The sequence below is a fragment of the Celeribacter sp. genome (assembly GCF_048261515.1).
Lineage (GTDB): Bacteria > Pseudomonadota > Alphaproteobacteria > Rhodobacterales > Rhodobacteraceae > Celeribacter.
In genome coordinates, this window is the sequence record NZ_JBLXFZ010000007.1 from 29,296 (window position 1) to 42,388 (window position 13,093).

At 55.6% G+C, this 13,093-nt stretch carries 15 protein-coding genes; 8 read left to right on the forward strand and 7 right to left on the reverse strand.

Going from position 1 to position 13,093, the window contains the following annotated elements:
* Nucleotides 1–98 precede the first annotated feature (98 nt).
* From hslV to ACN0SC_RS12880, 3 genes are all read left to right on the forward strand, one after another.
* On the forward strand, nt 99–656 hold the full coding sequence (gene hslV, locus ACN0SC_RS12870) for an ATP-dependent protease subunit HslV (RefSeq protein WP_417250086.1): 558 nt from the start codon (nt 99–101) through the stop codon (nt 654–656).
* Nucleotides 653–1,957: an ATP-dependent protease ATPase subunit HslU gene (gene hslU / locus ACN0SC_RS12875; protein ID WP_417250087.1), complete on the forward strand. Its 1,305-nt coding sequence runs from the start codon at nt 653–655 to the stop codon at nt 1,955–1,957. The genes hslV and hslU overlap by 4 nt, the downstream gene beginning before the upstream one ends.
* 65 nt (nt 1,958–2,022) lie before the next feature.
* Nucleotides 2,023–3,246 (forward strand): MFS transporter, encoded by a 1,224-nt coding sequence (locus ACN0SC_RS12880; protein ID WP_417250088.1) that lies wholly within the window; start codon nt 2,023–2,025, stop codon nt 3,244–3,246.
* On the opposite strand, the gene ACN0SC_RS12885 is transcribed toward ACN0SC_RS12880, so the two are convergent.
* From ACN0SC_RS12885 to ACN0SC_RS12895, 3 genes are read right to left on the reverse strand one after another with little or no spacing between them, the layout of a single operon-like run.
* Nucleotides 3,229–3,843: a Smr/MutS family protein gene (locus ACN0SC_RS12885; RefSeq protein ID WP_417250089.1), complete on the reverse strand. Its 615-nt coding sequence runs from the start codon at nt 3,841–3,843 to the stop codon at nt 3,229–3,231. The two genes, ACN0SC_RS12880 and ACN0SC_RS12885, sit on opposite strands and share 18 nt — an antisense overlap.
* Nucleotides 3,840–4,883 carry a murein transglycosylase A gene (locus tag ACN0SC_RS12890; protein WP_417250090.1) on the reverse strand — a complete coding sequence of 348 codons (1,044 nt, stop codon included), beginning with the start codon at nt 4,881–4,883 and terminating at the stop codon, nt 3,840–3,842. Before ACN0SC_RS12890 ends, ACN0SC_RS12885 begins: the two co-directional genes overlap by 4 nt.
* Nucleotides 4,880–5,542 carry a Tim44/TimA family putative adaptor protein gene (locus ACN0SC_RS12895; RefSeq protein ID WP_417250091.1) on the reverse strand — a complete coding sequence of 221 codons (663 nt, stop codon included), beginning with the start codon at nt 5,540–5,542 and terminating at the stop codon, nt 4,880–4,882. Before ACN0SC_RS12895 ends, ACN0SC_RS12890 begins: the two co-directional genes overlap by 4 nt.
* Nucleotides 5,543–5,649: 107 nt before the next feature.
* On the opposite strand from ACN0SC_RS12895, the gene ACN0SC_RS12900 reads away from it, so the two are divergent.
* Nucleotides 5,650–6,177 carry an FxsA family protein gene (locus ACN0SC_RS12900; RefSeq protein WP_417250092.1) on the forward strand — a complete coding sequence of 176 codons (528 nt, stop codon included), beginning with the start codon at nt 5,650–5,652 and terminating at the stop codon, nt 6,175–6,177.
* A 57-nt stretch (nt 6,178–6,234) separates the two neighbouring features.
* Nucleotides 6,235–6,744: a protein-export chaperone SecB gene (gene secB / locus ACN0SC_RS12905; protein ID WP_417250093.1), complete on the forward strand. Its 510-nt coding sequence runs from the start codon at nt 6,235–6,237 to the stop codon at nt 6,742–6,744.
* Between the two features lie 6 nt (nt 6,745–6,750).
* Here secB and dnaQ read toward each other — a convergent pair whose 3' ends face one another.
* The 4 genes from dnaQ to ACN0SC_RS12925 are packed head-to-tail and all read right to left on the reverse strand — an operon-like array spanning nt 6,751 to nt 9,512.
* Nucleotides 6,751–7,488, reverse strand: a complete 738-nt coding sequence (gene dnaQ, locus ACN0SC_RS12910; protein WP_417250094.1) for a DNA polymerase III subunit epsilon — start codon at nt 7,486–7,488, stop codon at nt 6,751–6,753.
* Entirely contained in the window at nt 7,481–8,080 is a 600-nt protein-coding gene (gene coaE / locus ACN0SC_RS12915) for a dephospho-CoA kinase (RefSeq protein WP_417250095.1), read from the reverse strand. Before coaE ends, dnaQ begins: the two co-directional genes overlap by 8 nt.
* Nucleotides 8,077–8,907, reverse strand: a complete 831-nt coding sequence (locus tag ACN0SC_RS12920) for a shikimate dehydrogenase (RefSeq protein ID WP_417250096.1) — start codon at nt 8,905–8,907, stop codon at nt 8,077–8,079. The genes coaE and ACN0SC_RS12920 overlap by 4 nt, the downstream gene beginning before the upstream one ends.
* Nucleotides 8,904–9,512, reverse strand: coding sequence for a Maf family protein (locus tag ACN0SC_RS12925; protein ID WP_417250097.1), 609 nt, complete (start codon nt 9,510–9,512; stop codon nt 8,904–8,906). The genes ACN0SC_RS12920 and ACN0SC_RS12925 overlap by 4 nt, the downstream gene beginning before the upstream one ends.
* Nucleotides 9,513–9,906: 394 nt before the next feature.
* On the opposite strand from ACN0SC_RS12925, the gene hemJ reads away from it, so the two are divergent.
* The 3 genes from hemJ (at nt 9,907) to mnmE (ending at nt 13,080) form a co-directional block, all read left to right on the forward strand.
* The gene (gene hemJ, locus ACN0SC_RS12930) at nt 9,907–10,359 is read left to right on the forward strand and encodes a protoporphyrinogen oxidase HemJ (protein WP_417250098.1); all 453 of its coding nucleotides are present in this window, start codon (nt 9,907–9,909) and stop codon (nt 10,357–10,359) included.
* A 132-nt stretch (nt 10,360–10,491) separates the two neighbouring features.
* Nucleotides 10,492–11,763, forward strand: a complete 1,272-nt coding sequence (rho, locus tag ACN0SC_RS12935) for a transcription termination factor Rho (RefSeq protein ID WP_417250099.1) — start codon at nt 10,492–10,494, stop codon at nt 11,761–11,763.
* Nucleotides 11,764–11,790: 27 nt separating this feature from the next.
* Entirely contained in the window at nt 11,791–13,080 is a 1,290-nt protein-coding gene (gene mnmE, locus ACN0SC_RS12940) for a tRNA uridine-5-carboxymethylaminomethyl(34) synthesis GTPase MnmE (protein ID WP_417250100.1), read from the forward strand.
* Nucleotides 13,081–13,093 lie beyond the last annotated feature (13 nt).

A 13,093-nucleotide genomic window follows, 5' to 3' on the forward strand; every position in this document is an offset into this window, starting at 1 on the left:
GGCGCCCTTGCGGCGCCCTTTTTCATGCGGATTCGGTGCCTTGAGGTTGCGCAGACCGCACATGGCTAACATATAGGTCGGGAAGGAAAGGACACATCATGTCACACGAAGAATTCCCAGGCTGGCACGGAACGACCATAATCGGCGTGCGACGTGGCGGCGAAGTTGTCATTGCGGGCGACGGTCAGGTTTCCCTCGGCCAGACCGTAATCAAGGGCACCGCACGCAAAGTGCGACGCCTGTCTCCTGGTGGTCATGAGGTCGTGGCGGGATTTGCTGGTTCGACGGCGGATGCATTCACCCTCCTTGAGCGGCTAGAAGCGAAGCTAGAGGCCACACCTGGGCAACTGGCGCGTGCCAGTGTCGAGTTGGCAAAGGACTGGCGCACGGACAAGTACCTACAAAAGCTGGAAGCGATGCTGATTGTGACCGACGGTGACGCTTTGCTCGTCATCACGGGCGCGGGTGACGTCTTGGAACCCGAACATGATGTGGCCGCCATTGGTTCGGGAGGCAACTTTGCGCTCGCCGCCGCGCGCGGTCTCATGGAGACCGACAAGAATGCCGAAGACATCGCACGCGAAGCGATGGCGATTGCATCCGATATCTGTGTCTACACAAACGGCAACCTGACCGTGGAGAAGATTTCCAAATGACCGACCTGACCCCGCGCGATATTGTCTCGGAACTCGACCGTTTCATCATCGGCCAATCGGACGCAAAGCGCGCCGTGGCTGTAGCACTTCGCAATCGTTGGCGGCGCAAGAAATTGTCCGACGATCTTCGCGAGGAAGTGTATCCCAAGAATATCCTGATGATCGGGCCGACAGGCGTGGGCAAGACCGAGATTTCCCGCCGTCTGGCGAAACTCGCCAAGGCCCCGTTCGTCAAAGTCGAGGCGACGAAATTCACCGAGGTCGGTTATGTTGGCCGTGATGTGGAGCAGATTGTCCGTGATCTCGTCGATGCCGCCATTTCGCAGACCCGCGAACAGATGCGCGAGGACGTAAAGGCGAAGGCCTATAGTGCGGCCGAAGAACGGGTGATCGAAGCCATCGCGGGATCGGATGCGCGCGATCAAACCCGTGAGATGTTCCGTAAGAAACTCCGTTCCGGTGAGCTGGATGACACGGTTATCGAGCTGGACTTGCAAGACAACACACCGCCAATGGGCATGATGGACATTCCAGGCCAGCCACAAATGGGCGGCATGATGAACCTTGGTGACCTATTCGGAAAGGCATTCGGCGGACGCACGGTTAAGAAGAAACTCACGGTGTCCGAAAGCTATGACGCGCTAATCTCCGAGGAAGCCGATAAATTGCTTGATGACGAAACCGTCAATCGCGCGGCCTTGGAGGCGGCTGAACAGAACGGGATCGTGTTTCTCGACGAGATCGACAAAGTTTGTGTGCGTTCGGAAGCCCGTGGCGGCGATGTGAGCCGTGAAGGTGTTCAGCGCGACCTGCTGCCCCTAATCGAGGGCACGACGGTCAGCACAAAATACGGCCCCGTCAAAACCGACCATATCCTGTTCATCGCGTCAGGTGCTTTCCATATTGCCAAACCCTCAGACCTGCTGCCCGAGTTGCAAGGTCGTCTGCCGATCCGCGTTGAATTGCGCGCCTTGGAAGAGAGTGATTTCGTGCGCATCCTGACTGAAACGGATAATGCACTCACGCTGCAGTACAAGGCGCTGATGGAAACCGAGGAAGTCACCGTGAATTTCACCGAAGATGGCATTTCCGCCATCGCGCGCCTGTCGCAAGAGGTGAACTCGACCATCGAAAATATTGGCGCGAGACGGCTTCACACCATCATGGAGCGGGTTTTCGAAGAGCTGTCGTTCGCGGCACCCGACCGCGGCGGCGATACGGTGACTGTGGATGCCGAGTTTGTGGAAAAGAACGTTGGCGACATGGCGCGAGCAACGGATGTAAGCCGCTTCATGCTCTAGTGTTTCTTGCGGGCGCACAGGGGCTTTGCCCTTCCTTTTGCGACAGGTATGCGCATTAAGGAGCTATGACATATCTGCGCTTCGTGCTCGATAATGCGCGATGGTTGGCCGTCGGCTTTCTCCTGACCCTGACATCGTCCTACGGGCAGACCTTCTTTATCTCGATTTTCGCGGCCGATATTCGGGCGGAATTTTCGCTCAGCCATGGTGCGTGGGGGGCGATTTATTCTCTTGGCACAACAGCCTCGGCGGCGGTGATGGTGTTCGCGGGCGTATTGACGGACAGGTTTCGCGTGCGTGTTCTGGCGCCCGCTATTCTTGTCGGCTTGGCTCTGGCGTGCCTATCCATGGCCGCTGTCCCGAATGTGATCGCTCTCGTCTTCGTAATATTCGCCCTACGCTTTACGGGGCAGGGGATGACGAGCCAGATCGCAATGGTGGCTATGGCCCGCTGGTTTCAGGCAACACGCGGACGCGCGCTTTCCATTGCCAGCTTCGGTTTTGCTGTGGGGCAGGCCGTGCTTCCCATCGTGTTTGTCGGTTTGATGGTCACTCTTGGGTGGCGGCAAAGCTGGGTGGTTGCGGCGGGTCTCGCCATCGTTCTGATACCTTTGCTTCTTTTGCTTCTCCGACAGGAGCGCACGCCGCAGTCCATCGCAGAAAGCACAAGTGCGGCAGGCATGAACGGCGAACACTGGACGCGGGGCACGCTCTTACGTCATTCGCTGTTCTGGATGGTTGTTCCCCTGCTTCTGGGGCCACCCGCATGGGGAACCGCGCTGTTCTTCCAACAGGTGCATCTCGCCGAGGTAAAGGGCTGGCAACTCACGGAGTATGTCGCGCTTTATCCTTGGCTTACCATCACCTCTATCTCCGCAACATTCCTCGCGGGCATCGCGGTCGACAGGTTCGGCGCGGGTCGGGTTCTGCCTATTGCGCCCATTCCCTATGCGCTTGGGTTCATCCTGATTTCCCACGCCGACACGCTCCTGATGGCCGCAGTCGGTCTTACGGTGACAGGGATTGGCATTGGAATGCAGGGCACCGTGATCGGGGCCTTTTGGGCAGAATTCTATGGCACACGGCACATCGGTGCGATTAAAGCCGCCGCAACGGCCGTCATGGTGCTCGGATCGGCGATTGGTCCAGGAGTGTCGGGTTTCCTGATTGATTTTGGAATGCCCTTCACCGACCAGATGCTCATCTATGCCGTCTACTTTATCGCGACATCCATGCTGGCTTTTGTCGGCACAACACGTGCGCGGAAATTTCTACCGACGACGCCGTAGATAGACGTAATAGGCCCCCGATCCCCCGTGTTTGAGATGCGCTTCCCGAACCTGCAACACCACATCGTGCAGGGGCGGCATATAGAGCCAATGCGGCACCTGATTTTTTAGGACACCTTTGCGGACAGGAATTGGACCAGGTTCGTCGCGGTGCTTTCCCTTACCCGTAATCACAAGAACAAGGCGCATTCCCGCATCTGATGACCTCATGATGAACTGGATCAGGGCAGGGTGCGCGGCGGCCAGTGTCTTCCCGTGGAGGTCAATCCGCGCTTCGGGTGTCAACTTGCCTTTGGTCATCTTGCCATGCTTTTTGCGATCCATCTGAAGCGGTGCTGCCGCCAGTCGATCCGAGACATTCTGCGAAAGGTTATGGCCCATCGGCGTATGTGCACGTTTTGCGCCGATCTCGAATTCGGGGGTTCGATATTCGCGCGGTTTTGGTTCGGGTGTGGGCGGCACCTTGCGGGGTAGGGCGCTCTCATCAATGGCACTTGATTTCAGACGCGACACATTGATCGGAGTCGCAGTCTTGCGCACCGCATCCCAAAGCGCCGCATCTTCTTTCGAAATCCGCCCCTTCTTGCGCCGCGTCATCCCGAAAGCCGCTCCTCAAGACCGTATGCGAGTTGGATTGGCATAAGCACGAGCATTCGACCATCATCCTTGATCCGTCCCGCCTGCGCACCCGCCGCATCACCCGTGCCATAGAAGATATCCGCGCGCTGTGCGCCCTTGATCGCAGATCCCGTGTCCTGCGCAACCATAAGGCGCCGCAATGGCGTCTCACCCCCCTTATCAACCCAGACAGGCGCGCCGAGTGGCACGAAGGCAGGATCAACGGCAATCGAACGCATGGCCGTGATGGGTCTGTTCATTGCGCCGATAGGACCAAGCTTCGCGGCATGATCCTTTACCTCACGAAAGAAGACATATGAGGGATTGCTGTCGAGGAGCGCCGCGCCATCAGAGGGGTTTCTGCGGACCCAATTCTTGATCACATCGGCAGATACCTGATGCCGATTATACACGCCTCGGCGCACCAATTCCTGACCGATGGAGCGATAGTTGTGCCCGTTATGCGCAGCATAGCCCACCCGCATAACCGAACCGTCATTCATACGTATGCGCCCAGATCCTTGAATCTGAAGGAAGAACAATTCAACGGGGTCATCGACCCACGCAATCTCCAATCCGCGCCCCGCCAATGCGCCGCTCGAAATCTCGGAACGGGGGAGGAATGCCTCGCCGACCTTGAGTTCGGGGGGCCTACGGTAGAGCGGATAGCGGAAACGTCCCGTTCTGTAGCGCGACCCATCCAGTTCAGGTTCGAAATAACCCGTGAATAGGGGCTTGGCGCCGTCATCGATCAGAACTGGCCTGAAAAACAGCTCGAAAAACATCCGCGCGCTCGGCGCCGATTTGGAGATTTCGCAAAGCTGCGGCCACTCGGGCCCGTCCATCAGATTGCAGGTCTGGGAAAACACCTCTAGCGCAGCGGCATGGTCATCGTCGGCCCAGCCGTCGATATCAGCGAAATCAAAAACTTCGGCCAATTGCGCCTCCTGCGAAACGGCAGGTGTCGCGTAGATCACCGCAGCCGCAATGGCGGCGCAAACGAGCCGCCCTAGCGTCATGCGCCCGTTGCGACGAGCCGCCAATTGGGATCGTTCTGACCCATTTTGCGGGCAAAGGACCAGATATCTTTCTGGCGTTTGATCTCGGTCGCGTCCCCTTCAACGATCTCACCAGCTTCGTTTGCCACGGCAGAAACGATCTCAGCCACGAACCGAAGCTTGATTTCGCCTTCCTGCGTAGCCTCGTCAAATTCGGCATCAATGATCTGGATCTCACGAACCCCGTAGAATTGCGCATGCACGGTCAGGCCGTTTTCACGGCGCTGCTGCACCACACTATCAAAGGCGTCATAAACGTCATCGGCAAGGAAATCGCGAATGCTGTCGAGGTCATCATTCTCGAAAGCCATCAAGATCATCTCATATGCACCACGCGCACCGTTGAGAAATTCTGTCACGGAGAAGCTAGGCTCCACACGTTTCATCTTCGCCAGCTCATCGGCTGCACGCGAACCTTCAGTCACGTTGTCGGCGATGTCGTGATCCACGCCGCCCTCAATGACTTCAAAGCTACGGCGAGCGCTTGTCGCAGCTTGATCTGGTGCATCAACACGCGGCTTCTCAAAGCCGTCGCGAGTGCCAAGAACATTCCGCAGACGCAAAATCAGAAAAATTGCGATACCGGCAAGAACGAGCAGGGACAGAATGGACTGGTTCATTGATACCTCTTGTCTGGTGCGGCATGGAAAATACCACAGTTCGCTCTTATGTAGGGTAGGGACATGACCAAGTCCACATGCGGGCTTGATAAAGGAGTGCTTACCCTATGTGGCTTTTTGCCCTTTTCGTTGCGGTTCCGATCATCGAGATCGCACTTTTCATTCAAGTCGGCGGGTTTATCGGCCTGTGGCCTACCCTGTTGATTGTCATTGTAACCGCGATTTTGGGCACGGCGATGGTGCGCCAACAAGGTGCGCTCGCTATGACGCAGATCCGGTCGTCCTTTTCCAATCTGAACGATCCGCGAGAACCCCTCGCGCATGGGGCAATGATCCTGCTCTCGGGCGCACTTCTTCTGACACCAGGTTTTTTCACCGATGCATTGGGCTTTGCCCTGCTGATCCCACCCGTACGCACGGCGTTCTATCGGTGGATGTCAAAACGGATCAAAGTTCAAAGCTTTACGGTCAATCAAGGCGCATATCGCACACAAGATCCATTTGGTGCTCATCCTGACCACGGACCAAATCCCTCGCGAGGATCGACCATCGACGGTGAATGGGAAGAGATCCGCGAGGATGATGATTATCAGGGAAGTGGTGCGGCTGGCACATCCGGCTGGACAAAGCATTGAGGCGCCAAACGCAACCTGTTAAAAGAGCGCGATTTTCAAATTCGAGGACACTCAACAATGGCTGATGAAGCTGCCACAACACCGCAGGCCGATGGCGCTGCACAGGCAAATCCCGTAAAGATGCAAGTCCTTGGACAGTTCATTCGTGACATGTCCTTCGAGAACATTCTTGCACAGAAATCCGCGAAGGCTGACGGACGCCCGAATATTTCCGTTCAGGTCGCCATGGACGCAAAAAAGCGTGAAGCCGATCACCAGTTTGAAGTTGCGACCAAAATCAAGGTGGAATCCAAATCGGAAGACGGGAACGTCACGCTTTTCATTCTCGAACTCGACTACGCTGGCGTATTCCACATCGAGAACGTGCCTGAAGAGCAGATGCACCCGTTCCTGATGATCGAGTGCCCGCGGATGCTCTTCCCCTTCGTGCGTCGCATCGTGCATGACGTGACCCGCGATGGTGGCTTCCCGCCGCTCAACCTCGACAACATCGATTTTGTTCAGCTCTACCGTCAGGATATGGCGCGTCGTGCCGAGGCACAAAAAGCGGCTACACAGCCCAACTGATCTCTCTTACGAGAACTTTTTCCACAAAGCGCCGTCGCCCAAGCCCTCAATGAAGGCAGCATGGGCGGCGGCTTCTTCGTCTGTGATGCGAGGTGGCAAAGGCGCAGGACGTTTTGTCGGCCGCCAGTTGTCATCAACTGCACCGCCTGCATCTTTCGTTTCGTCACGCGACGGCGCAAGGACAAGATCGGGCTGACGTCCGCCGATAAGTTCGAGATAAACCTCTGCCAGAATTTCGGAGTCGAGCAGCGCACCGTGGAGTTGGCGTGACGAATTGTCGATTCCAAAGCGGCGGCAAAGGGCATCCAAAGATGCGGGTGAACCTGGGAATTTCTTGCGCGCAATCGCAAGCGTATCAATAGCGCGCTCCCACTGGAGTTGCTGCATTCCGAGCCACTTCAGCTCGGCATTTAGGAATTTCATGTCAAAGGCGGCATTGTGAATGACGAGTTTGGCGTCGCCGATAAAATCGATGAAATCCTGTGCCACCTCTTTGAACAGTGGCTTGTCCTTCAACAACACCTCGCCTTCCTTCGCGGGGCGGGGTGGAACGAGGAGGTCAGGTCCAATCCCGTGGATACTGAACGCGCCATCGGGCATGTCACGTTGCGGATTGATATATTGATGATAGGTGCGCCCTGTCGGCATGTGATTGAGCAACTCGATCGCGCCGATCTCAACCAATCGGTCGCCCTGTTCGGGTTCGAAACCTGTGGTTTCCGTATCCATAACGATTTCACGCATCGGCGAGTTGGCTCCTGATCTTCTCAATGACATCCTGCGTGGTGGCACGCGCCACATCAAGGTCATCTGTCGGAATTATATAGTCGGCGCGCGCACGTTTTTCGGCGTCTGGCAATTGCTTGGCCAGAATGGTTTCAAAATGGTCGGTTGTCATGCCAGGTCTTGCCATTGCGCGGACTCGCTGTGTTTCTGCGTCCGTCGAGACAACTGCAACCGCATCCACACGCGCTTGACCACCCGTTTCGAAGAGCAAAGGGATATCGACAACAACTATGTCACTCCTCGCTCTACTAAGAAATTCTTCGCGATCCCGCGCAACGAGGGGATGAACCACCTCCTCAAGTTTGGTCAGGGCTGTCGAATCATCAGCGATGATTGCTTTCAGGGCAGGTTTCGATACGATTCCAGCGGAAACCGCCTCAGGAAACAGTTTCGACAATGGCTCGACGGCCAAGCCCCCCTTGGCATAGAGGCGTTCAACAGCAGCATCGGCATCCCACACGGGAATGCCCATTTCGGCGAACATTTTGGCTGTAGTGCTCTTGCCCATGGCAATAGAGCCCGTGAGGCCAAGAACAAAGGGGCGCTTCATCGGCTCAGCACGAAATTGCGGGTGGCGTCATCAACTTCAGGGCGCAGACCATACCACCGCTCAAAGCCAGGGACCGCTTGGTAGAGAAGCATTCCCAGACCGTCGACTGTCTGGCATCCTTTCTTTTCTGCGGCTTTGAGTAGGGCAGTGCGCAACGGCGTATAGACAAGATCAGTCACCACGGCATCTTTTTCCAGACCATCAAGCGGAACTTTGAATTCTGTCTTTCCGACCATTCCAAGGGAGGTCGTGTTCACAACGGTACGCGCACCCTCCAGCATGTAACCAGCCTGCACCCATTCAACGACGTTGATTTTCGTCCCGAATTCTTCTTTCAGAGCATCAGCGCGGGTGCGGGTGCGGTTGGCGAGACGTATCTCTGGCACACCAACTTCCAAAAGGGATGCAATAACAGCGCGAGCTGCGCCTCCCGCTCCGAACACTGCAGCAGGACCGACTTCAGGGTTCCAGTCGGCGTTTGCCCTCAGGTTCTCGATAAATCCGAAACCGTCGGTGTTATCCGCGTGCAACTTTCCATCGCTGCGAAAAATCAGCGTATTCGCAGCACCGATCAGCGCCGCGCGGTCGGTAACAATATCGGCGAGTGCGAGAACGCGCTCCTTGTGCGGAATTGTTACGTTTGCACCTACGAAGCCCATCTTCGGCAGTGCACGCAGCACTCCCTCCAAATCTCCTTGCTCGATATGCAGCGGCACATAGTGACCTTTGATGCCATACCGTTTGAGCCAGTAATTGTGCAGATCAGGCGATTTCGAATGCGCGATAGGGGCACCAATCACACCAGCCAATGGGATTTTGTTGGTCATGTCTGTATCACCTCTCTATCGCCTAGATATGCCAGAAGAGGAAGAAGTGGCAAACCCAGCACATTGAAGTAGTCGCCATCTATGCGAGAAAACAGGCGGACACCTTCTTCCTCAAGCTTGTAACACCCGACAGCCTCACGAATGCTCTCCCAATTCCTTTCAATATAGGCATCGAGATAGGCATCACTGACGTTCTTCATTTCGAGGCGCACCTCACCAATATGCCTCCATTTCGGCTCGCCGCCTTCATAGATCACCGCCGCAGACAATAACCGATGCCGTCCGCCGCGCATTTCCGCCAATAGGGCGCGGGCCTCTTCTTTCGTGGCGGCTTTGGAGATCAACCGTCCCTTGAATGACAACGCCTGATCGCAACCGATCACCATCGCATCAGGGTGTTTCATCGAAAGCTTGCGTGCTTTTCCTTCAGCAAGCGCATCAGCAATGTCACGCGGCGCGGCGCCATCCGCCAACATTGCATCCTTGATCGCGTCCTCGTCTATGCGAGCGGGAAGTGCGTCCACGGGCACGCCCGCATTTTCAAGAAGCTGGCGACGGATCGGTGATTGGGACGCGAGTATGAGACGGGAAGGGGTGTTGATCATCCTGTGGGTAAGTCCTGTGCCAAACGTGGTGCGTTTTGGTGGTAACTCTGAGGTTTCGTCTTCGGTGGAAAACTGACCGCTACATCCCTCAAGTTAACGATTTGTTATCCTTGTGAGTAGCCGAGTTTTAGAACCTGTGGAAGAGTAGGTTATCCAAGAACGACTTTACAGTTATCAACTGTTGTTTCTATTCGCGATGGTCTTAATGCTCAGATAACAATCGGGTTTTCTGATCCATCCACATATCAACACGGCTTTCCCGTTTCGTAGCGCGAACAATATGAATGTGGGGATAAGGCAATAATCCACACTATCCACCGCCCCTACTAAAACATCATCTTTTCTTTTCTTTATTATTATATTTAAGAAGGGTGAAACCGAGAAAGGTCAGATCATGGGTGATTTCCTCGCCAGCGTTTATCCTTGGACAAAGTCCCTGCATGTAATTTCGATCATCGCGTGGATGGCTGGGATTTTCTATTTGCCTAGATTGTTCGTTCGCCATGTTGAAAGCGTCGAACAGAGAAGCGAAACAGATCTTCTGTTTCAGGACATGGAACGTAAGCTTCTCAAGATGATCATGAACCCTGCCTTCATCTCATCGTGGGTGTTCGGATTGATGCTTGTCTTCACGCCTGGTGTTGTTGATTGGTCGTCGGGCTGGTCATGGGTCAAGGCCGCTTGCGTGCTTGGTATGACGTGGTTTCACCATTGGTGTGGCTGGCGGCGTAAGGACTTCGTGGAGGGCAGGAATACGCGTAGCGGTCGTCATTATCGGATGATGAACGAGGTTCCCACCCTGCTCATGATCGTCATCGTGATTATGATCATCGCGCGTCCGTTCTGAGATTTCTTGACTCTCACGCAGCAGGCACGTATGCACCGTCTCGTCCCGACCGTCCGGTCATCACGGGATTTCCAGCCGACATATCAAATCACGAGCTTGCATTCGCAGGCGTGATCCATACGGAATTTTTCTATGCCCGCAGATACTCTGAACCTCGCCGATCTCAAAGCCAAGAGCCCCAAGGATCTCCTGTCCATGGCGGAGGAGCTTGAAATCGAGAACGCATCGACGATGCGCAAAGGCGATATGATGTTCCAGATTCTCAAGGAACGCGCCGAAGAGGGTTGGGAAATCTCTGGCGACGGCGTTCTTGAGGTCTTGCAGGACGGGTTCGGGTTTCTGCGTTCGCCTGAGGCAAACTACCTTCCAGGCCCTGATGATATCTATGTCTCGCCCGAAGTGATCCGCCTTTGGGGGATGCGCACTGGCGATACGGTTGAGGGTGTGATCAAGGCACCGGGTGAGACCGAGCGCTATTTTGCGATCACGAAGGTGACGAAGATCAACTTCGAAGAGCCCGAAAAAGCGCGTCACAAGATCAACTTTGACAACCTGACGCCGCTCTATCCCGACGAGCGTCTCAAAATGGAGATCGAAGATCCCACGATCAAGGATCGCTCCGCGCGGATTATCGACCTCGTGTCTCCGATTGGTAAAGGTCAACGATCGCTCATCGTTGCACCGCCTCGGACGGGTAAGACTGTTCTGCTTCAGAATATCGCCAATTCGATCGAGAAGAACCATCCCGAGTGCTACCTGATCGTTCTGCTGATCGATGAACGTCCCGAAGAGGTGACGGACATGCAGCGGTCTGTGAAGGGTGAGGTTGTCTCCTCCACCTTCGATGAACCCGCAACGCGTCACGTCGCTGTGTCCGAGATGGTCATTGAGAAGGCCAAACGCCTCGTTGAGCACAAGCGCGACGTGGTGATCCTGCTCGATTCCATTACGCGCCTTGGTCGTGCGTTCAACACCACTGTGCCGTCGTCTGGTAAGGTGCTCACAGGTGGTGTCGACGCCAACGCACTGCAACGCCCGAAACGCTTCTTTGGTGCTGCGCGGAACATCGAGGAGGGCGGCTCGCTCACCATCATCGCAACCGCTCTGATCGACACGGGTTCGCGGATGGACGAAGTGATCTTTGAAGAATTCAAAGGTACGGGTAACTCGGAGATCGTTCTGGATCGCAAAGTAGCGGACAAACGCGTCTTCCCCGCGATGGATATTCTTAAGTCCGGGACACGGAAAGAAGAGCTTCTGGTCGATTCCAAAGACCTACAGAAGACCTATGTCCTGCGCCGTATCCTGAACCCGATGGGGACAACGGATGCGATCGAGTTCCTGATCTCGAAGTTGAAGCAGACCAAGTCGAATGCCGAGTTCTTCGACTCGATGAACGCCTAAAAATTAAAGATATCAATGACTTGATGTATGGATACGATTTTTGCAGAAGCAACCGCCCGCGGTAAAGCGGGTGTCGCGGTGGTCCGGATTTCCGGGCCGCTTGCGTTTTGGGCGGTCGAAAAGATCGCTGGAAGTTGTCCTGCGCCTCGTGTCGCCTCTCTTCGTACCCTGAGATCAGCATCAGGTGATGTGCTTGACGAAGCCCTCGTGCTTTGCTTCTCGAAGGGAGCCTCCTTTACGGGCGAGGAAAGCGCTGAGCTTCAGGTCCACGGTTCCACAGCGATCGTGAAATCAGTGTTGTCCGAGCTGGGCACGATGGAGGGCTTGCGCCTCGCGGAAGCGGGAGAGTTCACCCGCCGCGCGCTTGCGAATGAGCGGCTTGATCTTGCACAGGTCGAGGGCCTTGGCGATTTGATCGAAGCCGAGACCGAAGCACAGCGTCGTCAGGCCATGCGCGTCTTTTCCGGCGCTCTGGGCGATAAGGTGGAAGAGTGGCGGACCTCCCTGATCCGCGCGGCCGCTCTGCTTGAGGCGACAATTGATTTCGCGGACGAAGAAGTTCCAGTGGATGTCTCACCCGAGGTCTTGGACCTTCTTGGACAGGTGATGATTGAACTTGAACGAGAGATTGAGGGTTCGCGGATTTCGGAGCGGATACGCGACGGGTTCGAGGTGGCAATCGTTGGCCCTCCGAATGCAGGTAAGTCTACGCTCCTGAATGCGCTGGCGGGTAGGGATGCTGCGATTACTTCCGAAGTTGCGGGCACTACGCGCGATGTAATCGAAGTGCGGATGGACCTCGACGGCTTGCCTGTTACCTTCTTGGATACTGCGGGGCTGCGCGATACGGATGACGTTGTAGAATCCATCGGGATTACGAGGGCGGTGGAGCGCGCGAATAATGCGGATCTGCGGGTTTTCCTTAAGTCCGATGAGAGTGATTCCCTGATGATGTCGCCTTTGGAGGATGATGTTGTTTTGATCGGTAAGGACGATGAGGGGCGCTCCGATCTGCCGTCGGTGTCAGGAAAAACCCAACATGGCGTTGCTGACCTCGTGTCGCGCATTTCTAAAATTTTGTCGGAGAAGAGTGCGGGCGCGGCCACGGCGACTCACGCGCGCCACAGGGCTGCTATGATTGATTCACTTGCCTCTATGGAATCAGCGGTAAATGAGGTAATGCTCGGCGACGAACGGGTGGAAATTGCCGCGGAACAGCTTAGATCGGCGATCTATGCGCTGGATTGCTTGGTCGGTCGGATTGATGTTGAGGCCGTCCTTGGTGAGATTTTCTCCAGTTTCTGCATCGGGAAGTGACCGAATATTCGAG

Coding starts and splice junctions, on each gene's coding strand:
- ACN0SC_RS12885 (WP_417250089.1), bottom strand. CDS start 3,843: ATGACGCGGCGCAAGAAGGGGCGGATTTCGAAAGAAGATGCGGCGCTT.
- ACN0SC_RS12920 (WP_417250096.1), bottom strand. CDS start 8,907: ATGACCAACAAAATCCCATTGGCTGGTGTGATTGGTGCCCCTATCGCG.
- coaE (WP_417250095.1), bottom strand. CDS start 8,080: ATGAAGCGCCCCTTTGTTCTTGGCCTCACGGGCTCTATTGCCATGGGC.
- hemJ (WP_417250098.1), top strand. CDS start 9,907: ATGGGTGATTTCCTCGCCAGCGTTTATCCTTGGACAAAGTCCCTGCAT.
- ACN0SC_RS12900 (WP_417250092.1), top strand. CDS start 5,650: ATGTGGCTTTTTGCCCTTTTCGTTGCGGTTCCGATCATCGAGATCGCA.
- ACN0SC_RS12880 (WP_417250088.1), top strand. CDS start 2,023: ATGACATATCTGCGCTTCGTGCTCGATAATGCGCGATGGTTGGCCGTC.
- hslU (WP_417250087.1), top strand. CDS start 653: ATGACCGACCTGACCCCGCGCGATATTGTCTCGGAACTCGACCGTTTC.
- rho (WP_417250099.1), top strand. CDS start 10,492: ATGCCCGCAGATACTCTGAACCTCGCCGATCTCAAAGCCAAGAGCCCC.
- ACN0SC_RS12925 (WP_417250097.1), bottom strand. CDS start 9,512: ATGATCAACACCCCTTCCCGTCTCATACTCGCGTCCCAATCACCGATC.
- ACN0SC_RS12890 (WP_417250090.1), bottom strand. CDS start 4,883: ATGACGCTAGGGCGGCTCGTTTGCGCCGCCATTGCGGCTGCGGTGATC.
- secB (WP_417250093.1), top strand. CDS start 6,235: ATGGCTGATGAAGCTGCCACAACACCGCAGGCCGATGGCGCTGCACAG.
- dnaQ (WP_417250094.1), bottom strand. CDS start 7,488: ATGCGTGAAATCGTTATGGATACGGAAACCACAGGTTTCGAACCCGAA.
- mnmE (WP_417250100.1), top strand. CDS start 11,791: ATGGATACGATTTTTGCAGAAGCAACCGCCCGCGGTAAAGCGGGTGTC.
- hslV (WP_417250086.1), top strand. CDS start 99: ATGTCACACGAAGAATTCCCAGGCTGGCACGGAACGACCATAATCGGC.
- ACN0SC_RS12895 (WP_417250091.1), bottom strand. CDS start 5,542: ATGAACCAGTCCATTCTGTCCCTGCTCGTTCTTGCCGGTATCGCAATT.